The sequence below is a fragment of the Blautia luti genome, from assembly GCF_013304735.1.
Taxonomy (GTDB): Bacteria; Bacillota; Clostridia; order Lachnospirales; family Lachnospiraceae; genus Blautia_A.
Genome location: NZ_JAAITI010000009.1, coordinates 22,522 through 40,975 on the forward strand (window position 1 = coordinate 22,522; position 18,454 = coordinate 40,975).

The 18,454-nt window shown below is 44.3% G+C and carries 14 protein-coding genes; 5 read left to right on the forward strand and 9 right to left on the reverse strand.

Annotated features, from left to right (window positions below):
- Positions 1 to 41: 41 nt before the first annotated feature.
- The 3 genes from G5B06_RS06915 to G5B06_RS06925 form a co-directional block, all read right to left on the reverse strand.
- Positions 42 to 3,548, reverse strand: coding sequence for an Ig-like domain-containing protein (locus tag G5B06_RS06915; protein WP_173762340.1), 3,507 nt, complete (start codon positions 3,546 to 3,548; stop codon positions 42 to 44).
- Between the two features lie 403 nt (positions 3,549 to 3,951).
- Positions 3,952 to 4,392 (reverse strand): DUF1284 domain-containing protein, encoded by a 441-nt coding sequence (locus tag G5B06_RS06920; protein WP_173762341.1) that lies wholly within the window; start codon positions 4,390 to 4,392, stop codon positions 3,952 to 3,954.
- Positions 4,382 to 4,933, reverse strand: coding sequence for a biotin transporter BioY (locus G5B06_RS06925; RefSeq protein ID WP_148445884.1), 552 nt, complete (start codon positions 4,931 to 4,933; stop codon positions 4,382 to 4,384). The genes G5B06_RS06920 and G5B06_RS06925 overlap by 11 nt, the downstream gene beginning before the upstream one ends.
- 227 nt (positions 4,934 to 5,160) lie before the next feature.
- Between G5B06_RS06925 and pduB the strand changes: the two genes are divergently transcribed.
- Positions 5,161 to 5,883, forward strand: a complete 723-nt coding sequence (pduB, locus tag G5B06_RS06930) for a microcompartment protein PduB (protein ID WP_021977988.1) — start codon at positions 5,161 to 5,163, stop codon at positions 5,881 to 5,883.
- A gap of 104 nt (positions 5,884 to 5,987) precedes the next feature.
- Here pduB and G5B06_RS06935 read toward each other — a convergent pair whose 3' ends face one another.
- The 4 genes from G5B06_RS06935 to G5B06_RS06950 all read right to left on the reverse strand — a co-directional run bounded on the left by G5B06_RS06935 (position 5,988) and on the right by G5B06_RS06950 (position 10,384).
- Positions 5,988 to 7,379, reverse strand: coding sequence for a hypothetical protein (locus G5B06_RS06935; RefSeq protein WP_173762342.1), 1,392 nt, complete (start codon positions 7,377 to 7,379; stop codon positions 5,988 to 5,990).
- Between the two features lie 261 nt (positions 7,380 to 7,640).
- Positions 7,641 to 7,937, reverse strand: a complete 297-nt coding sequence (gene spoVG, locus G5B06_RS06940; RefSeq protein ID WP_148445888.1) for a septation regulator SpoVG — start codon at positions 7,935 to 7,937, stop codon at positions 7,641 to 7,643.
- Positions 7,938 to 7,988: 51 nt separating this feature from the next.
- Positions 7,989 to 9,110 (reverse strand): glucose-1-phosphate adenylyltransferase subunit GlgD, encoded by a 1,122-nt coding sequence (gene glgD / locus G5B06_RS06945; RefSeq protein WP_148445890.1) that lies wholly within the window; start codon positions 9,108 to 9,110, stop codon positions 7,989 to 7,991.
- Positions 9,107 to 10,384 (reverse strand): glucose-1-phosphate adenylyltransferase, encoded by a 1,278-nt coding sequence (locus tag G5B06_RS06950; protein ID WP_173762343.1) that lies wholly within the window; start codon positions 10,382 to 10,384, stop codon positions 9,107 to 9,109. Before G5B06_RS06950 ends, glgD begins: the two co-directional genes overlap by 4 nt.
- 310 nt (positions 10,385 to 10,694) lie before the next feature.
- On the opposite strand from G5B06_RS06950, the gene murC reads away from it, so the two are divergent.
- The 4 genes from murC (at position 10,695) to G5B06_RS06970 (ending at position 15,697) form a co-directional block, all read left to right on the forward strand.
- The gene (gene murC / locus G5B06_RS06955; RefSeq protein ID WP_173762344.1) at positions 10,695 to 12,074 is read left to right on the forward strand and encodes a UDP-N-acetylmuramate--L-alanine ligase; all 1,380 of its coding nucleotides are present in this window, start codon (positions 10,695 to 10,697) and stop codon (positions 12,072 to 12,074) included.
- Between the two features lie 324 nt (positions 12,075 to 12,398).
- Positions 12,399 to 13,502 (forward strand): DnaD domain protein, encoded by a 1,104-nt coding sequence (locus tag G5B06_RS06960; RefSeq protein ID WP_173762345.1) that lies wholly within the window; start codon positions 12,399 to 12,401, stop codon positions 13,500 to 13,502.
- A gap of 22 nt (positions 13,503 to 13,524) precedes the next feature.
- Positions 13,525 to 14,511, forward strand: a complete 987-nt coding sequence (locus G5B06_RS06965) for an ATP-binding protein (RefSeq protein WP_148445897.1) — start codon at positions 13,525 to 13,527, stop codon at positions 14,509 to 14,511.
- A gap of 1 nt (position 14,512) precedes the next feature.
- On the forward strand, positions 14,513 to 15,697 hold the full coding sequence (locus G5B06_RS06970; protein ID WP_148445899.1) for a ribose-phosphate pyrophosphokinase: 1,185 nt from the start codon (positions 14,513 to 14,515) through the stop codon (positions 15,695 to 15,697).
- 87 nt (positions 15,698 to 15,784) lie between these two features.
- Here the strand turns inward: G5B06_RS06970 and G5B06_RS06975 are convergent, their stop codons facing one another.
- Both G5B06_RS06975 and G5B06_RS06980 read right to left on the reverse strand, forming a co-directional pair.
- Positions 15,785 to 17,332 carry an ATP-binding protein gene (locus tag G5B06_RS06975; protein WP_173771620.1) on the reverse strand — a complete coding sequence of 516 codons (1,548 nt, stop codon included), beginning with the start codon at positions 17,330 to 17,332 and terminating at the stop codon, positions 15,785 to 15,787.
- Positions 17,333 to 17,359: 27 nt separating this feature from the next.
- Positions 17,360 to 18,421: a metallophosphoesterase family protein gene (locus G5B06_RS06980; protein WP_173762348.1), complete on the reverse strand. Its 1,062-nt coding sequence runs from the start codon at positions 18,419 to 18,421 to the stop codon at positions 17,360 to 17,362.
- Positions 18,422 to 18,454: the final 33 nt, after the last annotated feature.

Below are 18,454 nucleotides of genomic sequence, written 5' to 3' on the forward strand. Positions count from 1 at the left end.
ATATTTCGGTTATAATATTTCAGATGGAATATCAGCGGATATTACTTTACTGTAACTGTCACTTTCTTTGTAACTCCGTTACTGCTTACATAGATAACAGCTTTTCCTTTTTTCACACCTTTGACAACACCCTTGCTGCTTACCGTTGCAATTTTTGTATTGCTGCTTCTGTAAGTGATCTTTGCCTTTGAAGTAGCTGTCGCCTTGATGGTTGTTGTTTTCTTTGTCTTTACAGTTACCGCAGTTTTAGACGTGATCTTCAGGCTGCCTTTTTTAACAGTGATCTTGCAGGTTGCTTTGTAACTTCCACATTTTACTGTGATCGTAGCTGTTCCGGCTTTTTTCGCTGTTATCTTTCCGCTTGTACTTACTGTGGCAACGGATTTACTGCTGCTTCCATAAGTTACTTTTCCGGTAAGCCCTGTTCTGTCCACCTTAACCTGACTTGTCCCGCCTACAAACAAAGTGTTTACGGATGCCGTAGCTTTTACAGTTGGTTTTTTAACGGTAATTTTGCAGGTTGCTTTATAATTACCACATTTTGCTGTAATTACAGCAGTTCCTGCTGACGCAGCAGTTACTTTTCCTTTTGCGTCTACAGAAGCAACGGAAGATTTACTGCTTGTATAAGTTACTTTTCCGGTAACACCTGCTGTTGTTGTTTTCAGTGTAACAGTAGCCGGAGTTCCTTTTACATAAAGTGTTTTTGCTGAAACATTCAGTTTCACGGATGGAGTTTTTACCGTAAGTTTGTACTGTGCAGCCTTTCCTGCTGCAGATGTTGCCGTGATCACGGCTGTTCCCGCTGCCTTTGCAGTTACTTTTCCGTTTGCGTCCACAGATGCAACTTTTTCATTGTTGGAAGAATATGTTACATCTTTGCAGTTCTCACCTGTAGCTTCAAGCTGTCTGGAACTTCCAATGTAAAGAATTCCCGACTTTTCTTTAAAGGCAATTGTTCCATACACCAGCTGAACAGAAACATCCGCATAATCATCACTGGAAACTTTTACCGTATAAGTTTCATTCTCCGGTCTCGCTACAGTGGAATCCAATGTAACCACTCCATTTGCGGCAGCCACATCCTGTGCAAGATATGTTGTCTTTGAAGCATGTCCCACACCTGTTGTATAGAAAACAGATACTTTCGGATTTTTATATTTATCAAGATTTGCAAGTTTTACATGGGTACTGTCTGTAAATTCCGGAGAAACAGCCATTGCTTCTGTTGCCTGCGGTTTGATATAAATACCATTTGCAAACTCATATACATAAGCTCCATCTGCCATGATATATGTAATCCTGTTTACGGTTTTTCCTGCAAGACCTGCATCTTTTGCAAACGCAACCTCATATACCTGCAGCCACATCTCGCTCATATGGCGCATACCATATTTTCCGCCATCTGTTGTTTCCAGGATCATTCCCTGGATCCCGGAGTTAACTGCAAAATCAGCATCACTCTTTGTGTCGCGGAGATATTTTGTGCTGGTTTCTTTTACTTTGATCTCATAATCTCCCCAACGAGAAGATGTATTGAGTGTTGCCTCCGCATCTGTCACAGTTGCCTTTACATTAAATTTTGTAGCACTGTATGTTCCATCTGTATTCAATTTTTTATACTGCCCAGGCTCTACCGCCGGAGTACGCCCCAGGGTGATCCCTGCTGCTTCTGTATATACTCCGCTTTCCGGAAGTTCTCCCGCTTCTGAAAGGATCCGCGCCTCTACATACGTTTTTGCATCTGTAGCTACACTAACCTTTTTTACTCCTGCGATCTCATATCCATTTTCTGTCAGATTCTGAACATCTGCATTTCCGAAAGCAGTGCTTTTTCTGGTTGTAGCAGATGTAACGGAATCATATTTGCGGCTCGTTGCATCTCCTGCATAAAATTCCTCATATGTCAGAGTCGCTGTACCATAAAGATTTCCTGTCAGCGCTTCATGACCGTTTGCCACTTTATAATAAATATCACTTCCCGGAATCTGTGTATATCCTTCTGTTGCTCCTTTTACCCAGTAATAAGATACATTGGCAACTGTGATCGGCTCTCCTGTCAGCGTGATATTCTTTGTCATATCCACGTAATTGTCGCTTGAGATCATAACTGTGTAGATCTCATCTTCTGCTCTGGCAACACTGCTGTCAAAAGTTACAATTCCGTTTTCTGCCACTGCATGGTCTACGACATAGGTTGTTTGCTTTCCATGTCCGCTTCCTGTTGTATAATAGACAGAAACTTTGGGATTTTCATATTTGTCAAGTCCGTCCACTTTAATCTGGGTTGTACTCTCTTTTACAAAAGCCGCCTGTACTTTCATTCCCTCTTCAGGCTGTTTTTTCACAAGAGGTGCTTTATCTCCAAACTCATATACGTAGGAACCATCCGGAGTAATATAAGTCACTTTTGAAATTTTTTCCCCGATAAGCCCGGACTCTGCTGAAAATGCAAGTTCATAAGGCTGTACCCAGATTTCATAGGTATGACGAAGTCCTACCTTCTTACCACAGGCAGTTTCAAGGATCACTCCCAGTGTATTTCCACCTACGGCAAAATCACCCTGCCTGGAATTGCGGAGATATTTTGTGCTGGCTTCTTTTACCACCAGCATGTAATCGCCCCAGATCGATGGTGCCTGGATCTGGGCAGATGCATCTGTGACTGTTGCTTTTACATCGAATTTTGTTGCACTGTATGTTCCGTCTGTATTCAGTGTTTTATACTGTCCTGTTTCCTGTGACGGCGCTTCATTCAATGTAATATCTGCTGCCTCTGTATAGACACCCTCTCTCGGAAGCTTGGAAGCAGCTTTCAGCGCCTGTGCATCTACATAGGTTTCCGCGTCCACTGCAACACTTACATTCTTCACACCCTGGATCTGATATCCGGAAGAGGTCACCTCTGTGCTGTCCTCATTAGCAAAAATCTGATTTTTACTCGTTGTTGCCGAAGTGATAGCGTCATAGCTCTCCTGAGTGGTATCCCCGGCATAAAATTCCGAATAACTTAAGGTTGTCGTTCCGTACAGCTTTCCGTTCAGAGCTGTCTGCCCGTCTGCCACTTTTACATAAACGCCTGTTGTTCCTATCTGTGTATATCCCTCTGCCGGCTGCATGGACCAGAGATATTTCACTCCTGCAACAGTGATCTCAGAAGCATCCTGAAGAACCTCGCCTGCTTCTGCCATAAATGCTTCTCCATCACCGAATGCCTCTTCTGTATCCTCCTGGATCTGCGGTTCCTCTTCCTGTTGAATCTCTTCTGTTGAAATTTCTGCTACTTCTTCCTGAATAGCTTCTGCATCACTTTCTTCCGGCTCTTCCGACTGAATATCAGCTTCACCAACTTCCAGCTGGTCCTGGGAAACCGACTCCTGATCCTCGTTCTCTCCTTCTTCCTGTGCTGTCTCTCCTTGTGTTTCTCCTGACACATCACTAAAAACTTCCGCCTCAGACGCCATTGCCGTTACCGGCACTCCTGACGCGATCACCGCTGAACTCAGAACGAGTGCAGCTGACTTCTTAAAAAGCTTCCACTTATGCATACCTGTCCTCCTCTTTGTCTTTTATATTACACGACTTTATACCAGATTATGACCTTACAGCTGCTCTGGTTAATTGAAATTTCTTCTGCAGGATATTCAACATATGTCAGTTTCTGCAGAAGTGCTCTGTCAAGCACGCTTTAGTTTGTTCAAACTAACATATTGTCATTTTATCAATGCTTAAATTATTTGTCTATACATATCTGGCAAAAAAGCCTCACGGTTATTGTTGTTTTTTTCTCAACTAGAAATTGTTTTCAAAATATTTATATTATTATCTGATATTTCAAATAAAAAAAGTATATATTCCAAGACATCATTTCAGGAAATGCAACAGCCATTGCCATTTCCTCCGGCATTCTCAGATCATATACTTTTTATATTTCTATATTTTTGCTTTCTTTTATGCCCAGCGGCTCTTCTGTTCTTCGCAGATACTGTTCCACTGGCAGTTTCCACAGATTTCCTTACGTTTATCCATCGCAAGGATTTTTTCCTGTACTTTTTTTGTAAATTCGCTGAAGTGCAATGTCTGTCCGGCCTTCAGTCCACATTTTTCCAGCACGGCATTGTCATACTCTGCCACTTTATCTCCGGCTTCGCAATGTCCGCCCAGATTATTCGGACAGGCAGAGCAGATCTCATCCGTATCCACATGAAGCCTTATTTTCTTTCCCTCCAGAAAAATCTTCAGCATCTCGGACATATGTGCAGTAAAACCGTTACTGTAGCCTTCCCCCTTAAAATACGCCAGGCACATACCATGATGAGGGCGCAGAGGAATGATTATTTCCTCTGTGCCCTCATCAGAAGCATATGCCGCAGCAATGCTTTTATCTTGCATATTTACGTACCTTTCCTGATAAAACATAAGCCAGTGCGATCTTGATAAGATCCGGAATGATAAACGGGAATACGCACCAGCCAAGAACTGCCATCAGACCTACCGGACCTGTGCTTCTTGTGTAAGCAAACATAAACCATGCGGTTCCAAATGCATAGCATACGATCAGTCCAATGATCATGGAAATGATCTGAACAACCGGCTTTCTGCCAAAAACACTTTCAATGGCCCACATAACAAGTGCGGAAAAGATAAATCCGATAATATATCCACCTGCATTTCCAAGAAGAGATCCGATTCCTCCGGAAAATCCCGCAAATACCGGAACGCCTACAGCTCCAAGAAGAACGTAAACCAGAACTGCCAGAGTTCCCCTTTTTCCTCCAAGTACACCTACTGCCATAAATACACCAAATGTCTGCAAAGTAAATGGTACCTGTGCCGGAATGGAAATCCATGAGCAAACTGCCATCACTACTGCAAAAACCGCGATATAAACAAGATCGTAAGTCTTGCTTCTGGTTGCTGCCGCTGTTGTCATAATAACCTAAGTCCTCTCTTTCCTTTTCTGCTTTCCCTGCCGGAAAATCGTCTTACATCTTTTCCTAATGATTTCCGTCTTTTGCTGTTAATAATTTAACACAGCGCGTTTAGATTGTCAACCAATTTCTTCTCTTACAGTTTACGTTTTTTCTGCTTTCAAAATTTCTTCTCCGATGTTATACTGAAAGTAATGATTTTTCAGCCTAAAAAGGGGGATTTTTCCATATGGATATACATGATATACACAACATCAGCACAACCTGCACCCGGACGGAATTCGTGGGAACTGCAGTCCTTGACACCATCGGACTTGTGATTTCCGGAGTTGACGATTCCCTTCTTCAGCAGATGAATGTCGGCACAAAATACCACTGTCTCGGACTTTTCAGTTCCCGAACAGGTGCTGCCGGACAGATCACAGCCATTGATGATGCAGTAAAAGCAACCAATACGGAAGTTCTTTCCATTGAACTTCCACGAGACACAAAAGGCTGGGGCGGACATGGAAACTACATTGTACTTGGTGGAAATGACGTATCCGATGTACGCCACGCCATTTCACTGGCTTTGGAACTGACCAACAAAAATGCCGGTGAAGTTTACATCAGCGAATCCGGACATCTGGAATTTGCTTTTTCTGCCAGCGCAGGCCCTGCAATCCATAAAGCTTTCGGCACACCACTTGGTGAAGCATTCGGATTCATGGCAGGTTCCCCCGCCGCAATCGGACTTGTTATGGCTGACAATGCCGTAAAATCCGCTGCTGTTTCCATTACTAAATACATGACCCCGGATATCGGCACCAGCCATTCCAACGAGGTAATCATTGCCATCTCCGGTGACGCCAGTGCAGTAAAAGCAGCCGTACTGGAAGGCCGTCAGACAGGACTTGAACTTCTTATCGGCATGGGAACCTATCCGGAGATTCCTGGTACCCCATATTTATAGAAAATTTTTGTAACCCTGTTACCGCAAAAAACAGCGCCACAGAAAATCGTAACACGATTCTGCGGTGCTGTCTTCATCTTATATATTTTCTCCCCCTGTCAGAATCAGCCTACCTGATATACATCCGCAGACTGAAGTCCGAAACTTAATGCCTCCTCATGGCTTCCACAATAAATATCTACATGTCCGTAAGGAGTTCCAAGATCCTCTACTGTATATACATTACCATTGATCAGAAGTTTGGTTCCAAAAGGTACTCCTGCCATTGCAACTGTACGTCCTGCTGTCGGAACCGTACCACTGGCTGTAAGATTACCTGCTGTACCACAACACTGTGCACAGTTACAATATGCAGTCAGTGTAAAGTTTCCAAGGTAAGTTCCCTGACTGGAAGAACCGGAATCTGAAGATGTATCGGTTGTATCTGAAGATGTATCTTCGGATGATGTGTCCTCAGAACTCTCATCAGAATAATCTGAAGAACTTCCAGACTGTACATCGTCTTCCTCATCTTCTTCCTCTACAACAACCTCAGAACTTGTAGAGCTGCTGGAAGATTCTGTAGTATCCTCATCCGGGTCATATCCGTAATCGTAATCATCCGCTGCTGTATCCTCAGAACCGGAACTGCTGTCTGCATCGCTCTCTTCTGTATCCTGTGCGGCTTCCGCCTCAGCTGCTGCTTCTGCCTCTGCCTGTCTCTTCGCCTCTGCTGCAGCTTCCGCCTGTCTTTTCTCTTCGGCTGCTTTCTCAGCTTCTGCCTGCTGTACCAGAGCAGTAATACTGCTGTCCGCATTGCTGATATCCGCCATCAGCTGCTGGGCTTCTTCCTGGCTGGCACTGATCTGACTCACATAAGAGTTGATATCGCTGCTTGTACTTGCGGCCATGGACTGCACTTCCTGCTGTTTGGACGCACGCTCTGTCATCAGATTATCAATCTCTGCTGATTCTGTCTCTACCTTCTGTTCATTTTCCTGAATATTTTTCTGAAGGCTTATGTATTTATCCAGCATATTTCTGTCGTATGTGGAAATCTGGATCGCATTCTCTGCGCGGTTCAGAAATTCTGCCAGGCTCTCGGAGGAAAGCAATGTTTCCAATGCGGAAGTTCCGGCATTCTCATACATATATGCAATTCGAAGCTTCATGGATTCGTACTGATCTGCAGAAGCTTTTTTTGCTTTTGTAAGTTCGGTTTTTACTCTATTTAATTCTTCTTCCTTCTCGGCAGCCTGAATGCTCAGTTCTGCAATACTGTTGGTAAGATCCTCATACTGTGCGTTTAAATCGGCCAGATAGCTCTCCAGCTCCTGCTTCTTGCTCTCCAGACTTCCGATGCTGCTCTGTACCTGCGCCAGACCCTCTTGAGCGGCCTGTTTCTGCGCCTGTGCATCTGCAATGGCAGCTTCTGTGCTGGATGCATATACAGTGCTTCCCATGGAAAGGGTGAGCATACCTGTCAGCAGTAATGTGAAAACTTTTCTATTCTTCATATAAACACCTTTCGTCCTTTCATGGGTTATAGTATAACACATTTTTCATAAAAAGCAACAATTTTATTTTATTTCTGTAACAAATACGTAATAATTACAATTTCTCTGCAACAAAAGCCCACCAAAAAAGCTGCTGCTTTACAGATTTTCCATGTAAAACAACAGCTTTTTATTTACCTTATCTTATGCAGTCTCAATTCCCAAGTCGTCAGCTATGCGGATCTTTCTCCGCTGTCATTGCCATACACCCTTTGGCTGTATTTACTCTGCAGCCTCCATAAGAACCTCATTTTCAGCTTCCTCAGCCATTACTTCCTGATACTTGTCCAGGATAATGGTCTGAATCCGCTCTCTTGTTGCGGAGTTAATGGGATGTGCGATATCGCGATATTCTCCGTCACTTGCCTTGCGGCTCGGCATTGCGATAAACAGACCTTTCTCTCCTTCGATTACCTTAATGTCATGTACCACAAACTCGTCATCTATAGTGACAGACACAACGGCCTTCATTTTCCCTTCTTTTGCTACCTTTCTCACACGTACATCTGTAATATTCATTGTTACTTGCCCCTTTCATTTCGCTAAACGTATCTGCGGGAATTTCTGCATTTACAATACGTAGCGCTCGTTTTTCTCCACGACGATTTTCACTTCTCCTTCTTCGCCGCAGTAATATGAATTCGCCCGGATGGTATCCCGGCTCTCAACAATGCAATTCTCAATATGTGTATTATCTCCAAGGTATACATCATTGAGAATTACAGAGTTTTTGATTACACAGTTATTGCCTACAAATACATCACGGAACAAAACAGAATTCTCTACGGTTCCGTTGATAATACATCCACTGGATATCAGGCTGTTCTTTACAGCTGCACCAGGATTATATTTTGCCGGTGGCACGTCTGCAATTTTGGTCTTGATTGCAGGTTCCTGTTTAAAGAAATAATTACGGATCTCTGGTTTCAGGAAATCCATATTTGTCTGATAATAAGCCTCTGCAGTAGAGATGTTATTCCAGTAGGTATCGATCTTATATCCATAAATTCTCTTCAGATTCTTATATCGGATGAGAATATCATTTACAAAATCATGTCTTCCCTCCTGGGCCGCACGCTCGATCAGCTCAATCAGCTGTCTTCTGCGGATGACATAGATACCTGTAGACACAGTGTTATAAGAAGAAACAATCGGTTTCTCCTCAAATTCCTCAATCCGGCAGTCTTCATTCATACGAAGAACACCAAATCTCTCAACCTGGCTCTGATCCTGGCATGTGGTACATACAACGGTAACGTCTGCACGTTTCGCAATATGATACTCCAGAACTTTATTGTAATCCAGCTTGTAGATTCCATCGCCGGAAGCAATTACAACATACGGTTCATGGCTGTTCTTAAGGAAAGTCAGATTCTGATAAATCGCATCAGCAGTTCCCTGATACCATAAACTGTTGTCTCTGGTAATGGTTGGCGTAAAAACATAAAGCCCTCCCTGCTTTCTTCCGAAATCCCACCATTTGGATGAGCTTAAATGCTCATTGAGGGAACGGGCATTATACTGTGTCAGCACAGCAACCTTCTGGATATGTGAATTCGCCATGTTACTGAGGGCAAAATCGATTGCACGGTAGCTTCCTGCAATAGGCATCGCCGCAATCGCTCTTTTGTTTGATAATTCTCTCATACGGTTATTGTTACCGCCTGCCAAAATAATACCTATCGCTCTCATTCTTTCCCACCGTCCTTTGCTGCAATTACCTGGCCAGCTGCCAGCTCTCCGTCAGGGTAGTCTTCTTTCGTTGTAACGCCTGAGATGGCGGTATTCTTACCGATCTTAACATTGTCCGGAATCACGCTGTTTTCTCCGATTGCCGCAAGGCCGAAGGAATATACGGCAGGTTTCAGAACATTAGGTGCTTCCTCACCACATCCGATTACAACGTTATTTCCCACAACAACATCCTCTGCCACAATGGCTTTATCCATAACAACATTCTCACCAACAGATGTGTTCTTCATGATGATAGAATCACGGATCACACTGCCCTTGCCAATAACAACATTCGGACCGATTACTGAATTATGTACTTCACCGTAGATTTCGGTTCCCTCACCAATGATACATTTGTCCACAACCGCATCTTCGGAAATATACTGCGGAGGAATCACATCACCCTTGGTGTAAATTCTCCAGAATTCTTCATAGAGATTAAACTCCGGAATGATATCGATCAGCTCCATATTTGCTTCCCAGTAAGAACCCAGTGTTCCGACATCTTTCCAGTAACCATTGTACTCATAGGCAAAAAGGCGCTGTCCCTTCTCCTTGCAGTACGGAAGAATATGTTTACCGAAATCACATCCGTTCTGATCTTTCAGCGCAATCAACGCTTCCTTCAGAACCGGCCATGAGAAAATATAAATACCCATAGAAGCAAGATTGCTGCTTGGATGTTCCGGTTTCTCCTCAAATTCAGTGATACGGTTACTCTCATCAGTGACCATAATACCAAAACGGCTGGCTTCCTCGATCGGAACAGGCATACATGCAATGGTAATATCTGCCTTGTTCACCTTGTGGAAATCCAGCATCACTTCGTAATCCATCTTATAAATATGGTCACCGGAAAGAATCAGTACATAATCCGGGTTATACTGTTCCATATAAGCCAGGTTCTGATAAATCGCATTTGCAGTTCCTGTGTACCATTCGCTGCTTGTGCTCTTCTCATATGGCGGAAGAACTGTAACACCGCCTTCATTACGGTCCAGATCCCACGGAATACCAATCCCAATATGTGTATTCAGGCGAAGCGGCTGATACTGTGTCAGCACACCCACCGTATCAATTCCCGAGTTAATACAATTGCTCAGTGGAAAATCGATAATACGATATTTACCACCAAAAGCGACTGCCGGCTTTGCAACCTTTTCTGTCAAAACTCCTAACCTGCTACCTTGCCCACCGGCCAAGAGCATGGCAATCATCTCTTTCTTAATCATGCGATCACCTCTTGTATGTTATGATTATTTAATTATAACATACTTTACTGTATTAGTGAACATTTTTTACAATTATTTTGATTGCGTTTTACTTTTTTTATCGCTATTGTATACTATAAATTGGTAAGACTTGTCATTCTTTTCATTCTTCTGGTAAATTTCAACATTTTTCAACAATATTTTCTAGTTACTTTTACACTCCGTAGAAAACCATTTTTTATCCAAAAGTACCACTTTTCAATTGTTTCTGTTGGCGTTATAATAAAACAGACTAAAGAACCCCGAAAATAACATATATAAGGAGATTATTATGTATCAGATAGACTTTCATAAACCACTCCATATTCATTTTATCGGCATCGGCGGCATCAGCATGAGCGGCCTCGCAGAGATCCTTCTGGAAGAAGATTTTAAGATCTCCGGTTCCGATGCCAAGGCCAGTCCGCTGACCCGTACCCTGGAAGAGCGCGGTGCCGTAATCTACTACGGACAGCGTGCAGCCAACATCAAAGATGATGTGGACGTGGTTGTTTATACAGCAGCAATCCATCCGGACAACCCGGAATTCGCCTGTGCAAAAGAAAAAGGGCTTCCAATGCTCACACGTGCGGAACTTCTCGGTCAGATCATGCGTAACTACGATACACCGATCGCAATTTCCGGTACCCACGGAAAAACCACCACAACTTCCATGGTTTCCCACATCCTTCTTGAGGGCGAATGTGATCCTACCATCAGTGTAGGAGGAATCCTTCCTGCTATCCACGGAAATATCCGCGTCGGAAATTCTGAAACTTTTGTTACAGAGGCATGCGAGTATACCAACAGCTTCTTAAGCTTCTTCCCGAAAATCAGTGTCATCCTGAACATGGATGCGGACCATCTGGATTTCTTCAAGGATATTGACGATATCCGCCATTCCTTCCGGAAGTTTGCAGAACTTCTTCCTGCTGACGGCACCCTGATCATCAATGCTGACACACCGGAATATGAAACTATTACCCGTGATCTTCCATGTCATGTTCTTACTTACGGTCTTGAGCATGACGCAGATTATACAGCTGCAGATATCACCTGGGATAAATACGGACATCCTTCCTTCTCTGTTCTTTTCCAGGGCAAAAAAATCGGCAGCTATTACCTTCGTGTACCGGGCATCCACAATGTCTCCAACGCATTGGCCGCCATTGCCGTAGGACGCCTTCTGGATCTTCCGGATGATGTGATTGTCAAAGGCCTCGGAAGCTTTACAGGCACAGACCGCCGTTTCCAGTACAAGGGAGAAATCGGCGGCGTTACCATCATTGATGATTACGCACATCATCCAACAGAAATCGAAGCTACCCTTCACGCGGCGAAGAATTATCCGCATCAGAAAGTATGGTGTGTATTCCAGCCTCATACCTACACACGTACCAAGGCTCTTCTTCCTGAATTTGCAAAAGCCCTGACTCTGGCTGACCATGTTGTGCTGGCTGATATTTATGCCGCACGTGAAACAGACGATCTTGGTATTTCTTCCCAGGATCTCCAGAAACAGATCCAGGAACTTGGAACCCCCTGCGAATATTTCCCGACTTTTGATGAAATCGAGAGCTTCCTCTTAAAAAGTTGTGCACATGGTGATCTGTTGATAACTATGGGCGCCGGAGACGTTGTAAATATTGGAGAACACCTCCTCGGAAAATAGTTATCCACATTATCCACATGCTTATGCACATTCCAGACGTGCCTGGCATGTGGATTTTTTTGTGTATAACCCACTTGACATAATTCAACAGCCAATTTCAACAAATACCGCATTTTTCTTATAAAATCGAGGTTTTTGCAAGTTGCTGATAATGTTATCCTCAAAGTTTTCCACATTATCCACATTTTCCACATGTGGATTGATGCACACCCCCTGTGAAAATAAACTATTCTCAACTAAAAGTGGTTGTGCTATAATCCTGTTTAGCAAAAGCGGGCTTTTGCACCGCTTAAAGAAAAAGATAAAGAAAGGGAGCTGCTGATCATGAGTCTGGTTTCGCTTCAGAATTCCTCCGAACAGGAGGTGACGATTCTTTCCAATCGTTTTATTGACAATTTTATGCCGCGTGCCAACGGAGAGTTCGTGAAGGTATATATCTATCTTCTGCGGATGGTATCTGCCGCTCCTTCTTCTTTCAGTCTGGAGCGTATGGCTGACTGCCTCTTCTGCACTGAAAGAGATATCTCCCGTGCACTGAAATACTGGGAATCTGAGAAACTGGTTTCACTGACCTATACAGCCAACCAGCAGCTTTCCGGAATTACTCTTCTGGAACCATTTGCGGACGCCGGTCATATGGAGAGCAGCGCTTCCATGGAAGCAGGTACAACTGCTGCTCAGACAACACCTGCTGCCGTTTCCGGTAATACAGATACCACCATTCCGGAATCTTCTGATTATATCCGCAGCCTTACTCCGGACCGGATTAAGGAGCTGAAACAGAAAGAAGAGATCAGCCAGCTTCTCTACATCGCCGAGCAGTACCTTGCCAAGACACTGACTCCTACGGAAATGCAGAAGATTCTTTTCTTCTATGATGAACTGCACATGTCCGCGGATCTGATTGAATATCTTGTGGAATACTGTGTTTCCAGAGGCCGCAAGAGTATGCGTTATATTGAAACTGTTGCCCTCGCCTGGGCGAAAGACGGCGTCACCACCGTTGAAATGGCCCGCGATGCCAGCTCCCGTTTTTCAAAAGATTATTATACCATTCTGAAAGCAATGGGAATCAGCGGCCGTAATCCGGTTGATAACGAAATCACTTATATTGATACCTGGCGCAAGACTTACGGTTTTGACCTGGACCTGATCCAGGAAGCCTGTAGCCGGACAGTTCTCGCTACCGGACAGCCAAGTTTCCAGTATGCAGATAAAATACTCTCGGGCTGGAAAAAGAAAAATGTACATACGTTGGAGGATATCCGTATTCTGGACGCCGAACACAAGAAACGTCAGCTTGAGAAATCTGTTGCCCCCAAAAAGCAGCAAGCCACACAGCCCCAGAATAATAACCGTTTCAACAATTTCCACCAGCGTGATTATGATTTTGCAGAATACGAAAAACGTCTTTTAAACAACCAGTAACAGAAACTGGAAGGAGCTTTTTATGCCTTTACAGAATTTTCAGTATGATACTATAATGAGAGAATACAGCCGCCGTCAGGCACAGAACCACCGGATTCTGGAAGAACATACTGCCGAGGCTTACGGAAAAATCCCCCGTCTGAAAGAAATTGACGATGAGGTGGCAACCTTAAGCGCAGCTAAAGTACGGCGTCTCCTAAACAAAGAAGAGAAGGGCACTGCTGATCTGAAAGCCGCCATTCAGGAGCTTTCCGATGAGCGTATCACTCTTCTCGTTGCCAACGGTTTCCCCGGAGATTATCTGGAAATGCCTTATACCTGTCCTGCCTGCCAGGACACCGGCTACATTGGCAGCAAAAAATGCACCTGTTTTAAGAAAGCTGAGATCGAACTGCTCTATGCTCAGTCCAATCTGAACGAAATTCTGGAAAAAGAGAATTTTGACAGCTTTTCATTTGACTATTATTCTGCTACAATAAAAAACGAAGCCACGGGACTGTCTGCACTGGAAACAGCCAGACGGGCCTACGATACTGCGCAGCGCTTTGTGCAGGACTTCGACTATAAATTTGAAAACCTGTTTTTGTATGGCGATACCGGTGTGGGAAAAACATTTCTTTCACACTGCATCGCACGGGAGCTTCTCAGATCCACACACTGTGTCCTGTACTTTTCAGCCTACGATCTTTTTGATATGATGGCTGCGAATTCTTTTTCCAGAAAAGATACCGGCACGGATGAGGAACTGATCTATGACTGTGATCTTCTTATCATTGATGATCTGGGAACGGAACTTACCAACAGTTTCGTATCCTCACAGCTTTTTCTCTGTCTCAATGAACGGATCATGCGTAGAAAATCTACGATCATTTCCACGAATCTGACGCTCAAGAATTTCTCGGATACCTATTCCGAGAGAACCTTTTCCCGTATTGCCAGCAATTATCAGATGATATCGCTGATCGGGAAAGACATCCGTATACAGAAAATATTTTTAGGAGGAAATTAAAATGGCACAGGTAACTACAAAAGATTTTTCCACACTCCCGGTAGGAAGACTTGGACTGATTCCCCTTCAGAGTTGCAGCTCATTAGGTGCGAAGGTGAACGACTGGCTGGTTAAATGGCGTGCCGAAAGACAGTATCCTGGAATGGATTCCTTCGCATTCGAGGGATACAAGCGTGACTCTTACATCATCGATGCCAAGACTCCACGTTTCGGTTCCGGCGAGGGTAAATGTACCATCAATGAATCTGTCCGTGGCGATGATATCTACGTTATGGTAGACGTAACTAACTACAGCTTATCCTATCCGATCGGACCTTACACAAATCTTATGTCCCCGGATGATCACTTCCAGGATATGAAGCGTGTTATTGCCGCTGTAGGCGGAAAGGCCCGCCGAGTCAACGTAATCATGCCATATCTTTATGAGAGCCGCCAGGACAAGCGTGTCGGAAGAGAGTCTCTTGACTGTGCCAATGCACTTCATGAGCTGATCGACATGGGTGTTGAGAATATCATCACCTTTGACGCACATGATTCCCGTGTACAGAACGCAACTCCTCTTCACGGCTTTGAGACTGTACAGCCATCTTACCAGTTTATCAAGGCTCTTCTTAAAAATGAAGAAGGACTCCACATCGACAAAGATCACTTCATGACCATCAGCCCGGACGAGGGAAGCATGAGCCGTGCAATCTATCTTGCCAATGTTCTTGGTGTTGATATGGGTATGTACTACAAACGTCTGGATTACTCAAGATATGTAAACGGCCGTCATCCGATCGCTGCATATGAGTTCCTCGGACCGAAGATTGAAGGCAAGGATATGATCCTGATCGATGATATGATTTCTTCTGGTGATACAATCCTGAAAATCGCTTCTCTCCTGAAAGAGAAAGGAGCAGGCAAGGTTTATATCTGTTCTACATTCGGTTTCTTCACAGACGGGCTTGAGAAATTTGACGATGCTTACAAGAAAGGCTACTTCGACAAACTCCTTACTACCAACCTGGTTTACCAGGCACCGGAGCTTCTTGAGAAGCCATACTACATCAGCTGTGATATGAGCAAGTACATCGCACTGATTATTGATACTTTGAATCATGATACTTCTGTCAGCCACCTTCTGAATCCGGTAGACAGAATCAAACGCTGTGTAACAAACTACATGAGCCAGTATGAGAAATAAATAATCCCAAAAAAGAAACAGCGGTTACGCTTTCTGTAATCAGTATCCTGATTGTCAGAAAGTGTAACCGCTGTTTTTTATTCATCCTCACAGAAAAAGTTTCTGATATGGAATTCCTTCTTTATCCAGAATTTCCATTTCTCTCTTGTGGCAGGTGCTTATAATCACCTGTCTGTTTTCTTTATGAAGCCACCGGAGAGCTGCCGCAAGCCGGTCTTCGTCATACATTCCAAATACATCATCCAGGATTACAGGAAACGGTTCTTCTTTACAAAAAAGCTCTCCTGCCGCCATACGGAGTGCAAAATAAATCTGCTCCAGAGTCCCCCGGCTCAGCCGTTCAATGGAAACGGTTCTGTCACCGGTATTCACAGACATGTGAAGTTCCTCATCCATCAGAACTTCCCGGTATTTTCCACCGGTAATCTCACTTAAAATTTCTGAGGTACGGCGTTTCAGGCGGATTCCTACCTGCTCGGTGATGTTTCCTGAAAGTGCTTCAATCGTATCCATAGCCATATTCAGTGCCTGGATTTCCATTTCTTCCGGAGTTAATACCTCTGTATTTTCCTCACATTCCTGAAGTTCTGACTGAAGATTGGAAAGTGCCGTATATTTTTCTTCATAGTCACTGTCCAGGCTGTTGCGGTTCCAGGTCAGTTCATCATGTCTGGAAAGCCAGCGCTCTCTCTGACGTTCTCTTTTATTCAGTTCCCGGCTCAGCCGTACATGGAAAAACAAAGCTGCCACTGTAACTCCCGCTGTTGCCACACCGGCAAGGAGACTTAAAATAATCTGTCCGGAAAAAGCTGCCAGGCAGCCGGTTCCGGCAATACCGCACAGAAGAACAACCGCCAGGAATGCCCCGTTAAGCTCCCGTCTTCTTTTCACACGGTCAATTCGAAGTTCCAGAAGATCTTCCGTGCTTTTATCCCGGGTTCCCATATTCATGCCATTCTGCTGCTGTGTAATTCTGTCCCGCTTTTCATCCAGTTCTCTGATTTCCCGACGGATATATTCCATATTTGCGGAAATTTTTTCCTTTTCTTTTTCCAGGTCTTTTTTTCTGCGTGCAGATTCTGTCAGATATCCTTTTCTGGACATTTTCAGCATCTGCATGGCACGTCCCATATCCACGGAACTGTCGCCGGTTCCCTGATAGCTTGCCATGTAGTTCTGCAGTTCGCGGACGAGATCTTTTCCGGTAACGCTTTTCAGCTGCGCCACGGAAACCGTGTTATCATAAACTGCCTCACTCACATTTCCGAGAATCGTACCTAGAGCTCCCTGTTCCGCATCCACAAGACTTCCATCATCCTCGCAGAGAAGCTCCCCCAGTTTTTTTTCTTTGTAAAAATTTCTGGTAAGACGATAATTCTTTCCCTTACTTGTAAACCAAAGAATTCCGCCATATTCCGCCGGATTTTCCCAGGGTTCATATTTCGTATATGTATCATTCTGAGAGGCTTTTCCACGAAGTCTGCGAACCCCGTAAAACATGGAACGGATAAAGGTATGTGTTGTTGTTTTCCCGCTCTCATTCTCTCCGTAAAGTACATTGATCCCCGGAGAAAGTTCCATATCCTTATCCCGTATTTTACCGAAATTTTTTATTTTCAAACGTCTGATAACCATCTTCCACTATCCTCCTGCGCTTTCTGGTTATCGCCTGCTGCTTGTCTCAAGCAGTGCCTGAAGTCCATAATACAGTGCCTTTTTTTCCACAGTATCCATCCTTCCCTTGGCAAGAAAATAACCGATATAATCGCCAATCAGCGTACCGCTGTACCGTTTATAAAGATCTTCCAGATCATAGGCAGGCCAGGATTCATCTACCACCTCTGTGATATTTCCCAGACTTTTCAGTTTTTCCGGAATCAGAAGAATATCCGGCGACCGCATTCCCTGAAGGATAATCCGGTAGATATTCCTGCCGCCTCTGCGGAAAATCTGAGATTTCACAGCTTCTTCCAAGGAAATCTGCGTTGTTTCTTCATGAAGAGGCATCACCAGTTGCTGATAGGAACGGCAGGCAAACGGAACAAATTCCGTGCGGATTCTCCCATCCACCAGACGTCCTTCCATATAGCCATGTTCTCCGGTATCATTCCTGTCGATGGGCTCCAGCGCACCTGAAAAAGCGGCCTGGTCACGAATCAGAATCTGTGGTTTATGGATATGTCCCAGTGCCACATAATCGAATCCTGCCGCAGCCAGGGAAGCCGCACTTAACGGAATGTGTTTCTCATCTCCGCCATGGGCAAGAAGAATATGAATTCCCTCTTCCTGAATCGGCACAGCTTTATCATAAAGCCCTTCTTTGATTTCTCTGTCATAATAACTGAGTCCGTACACATAAACATCCAGCCTTGGATCTTTGACACAGGTCAGTTCTCTGCTTTTGAAAAAAGTCACATTGGAATTCCACTCAAATGTATTGTAAAAAGAATCCCTGCTGATAAAATCATGGTTTCCCGCCATCAGATACACTCTGGTGTCCGGAATGGTGGAAAACAGATAATTCACTTCCTTAAGCTCTCTCATAAGCGGCTGGCGGTGGAACAGATCTCCGGATATAAATAGCAAATCCACCGGATCTTCGCGGATGCCCGCAATAACCCGGCGGAAAGTGCTCCAGATTTCTTCCTCCCGCTCTTTGCTCCATGGGCAGCCCCTGTCAGGAACAGCGCCCAGATGCACGTCTGCAAGATGAATAAATCTCATAATAGTGTCTCCCTTGTGTATTCCTTACACGCA

Bases quoted from the DNA above. Each gene is read 5' to 3' on its own strand.
- G5B06_RS06980 (WP_173762348.1), bottom strand. From the start codon at position 18,421: ATGAGATTTATTCATCTTGCAGACGTGCATCTGGGCGCTGTTCCTGAC.
- G5B06_RS06975 (WP_173771620.1), bottom strand. From the start codon at position 17,332: ATGGTTATCAGACGTTTGAAAATAAAAAATTTCGGTAAAATACGGGAT.
- G5B06_RS06935 (WP_173762342.1), bottom strand. From the start codon at position 7,379: ATGAAGAATAGAAAAGTTTTCACATTACTGCTGACAGGTATGCTCACC.
- spoVG (WP_148445888.1), bottom strand. From the start codon at position 7,937: ATGAATATTACAGATGTACGTGTGAGAAAGGTAGCAAAAGAAGGGAAA.
- G5B06_RS06915 (WP_173762340.1), bottom strand. From the start codon at position 3,548: ATGCATAAGTGGAAGCTTTTTAAGAAGTCAGCTGCACTCGTTCTGAGT.
- murC (WP_173762344.1), top strand. From the start codon at position 10,695: ATGTATCAGATAGACTTTCATAAACCACTCCATATTCATTTTATCGGC.
- G5B06_RS06950 (WP_173762343.1), bottom strand. From the start codon at position 10,384: ATGATTAAGAAAGAGATGATTGCCATGCTCTTGGCCGGTGGGCAAGGT.
- G5B06_RS06970 (WP_148445899.1), top strand. From the start codon at position 14,513: ATGGCACAGGTAACTACAAAAGATTTTTCCACACTCCCGGTAGGAAGA.
- G5B06_RS06920 (WP_173762341.1), bottom strand. From the start codon at position 4,392: ATGCAAGATAAAAGCATTGCTGCGGCATATGCTTCTGATGAGGGCACA.
- G5B06_RS06960 (WP_173762345.1), top strand. From the start codon at position 12,399: ATGAGTCTGGTTTCGCTTCAGAATTCCTCCGAACAGGAGGTGACGATT.
- G5B06_RS06925 (WP_148445884.1), bottom strand. From the start codon at position 4,933: ATGACAACAGCGGCAGCAACCAGAAGCAAGACTTACGATCTTGTTTAT.
- glgD (WP_148445890.1), bottom strand. From the start codon at position 9,110: ATGAGAGCGATAGGTATTATTTTGGCAGGCGGTAACAATAACCGTATG.
- G5B06_RS06965 (WP_148445897.1), top strand. From the start codon at position 13,525: ATGCCTTTACAGAATTTTCAGTATGATACTATAATGAGAGAATACAGC.
- pduB (WP_021977988.1), top strand. From the start codon at position 5,161: ATGGATATACATGATATACACAACATCAGCACAACCTGCACCCGGACG.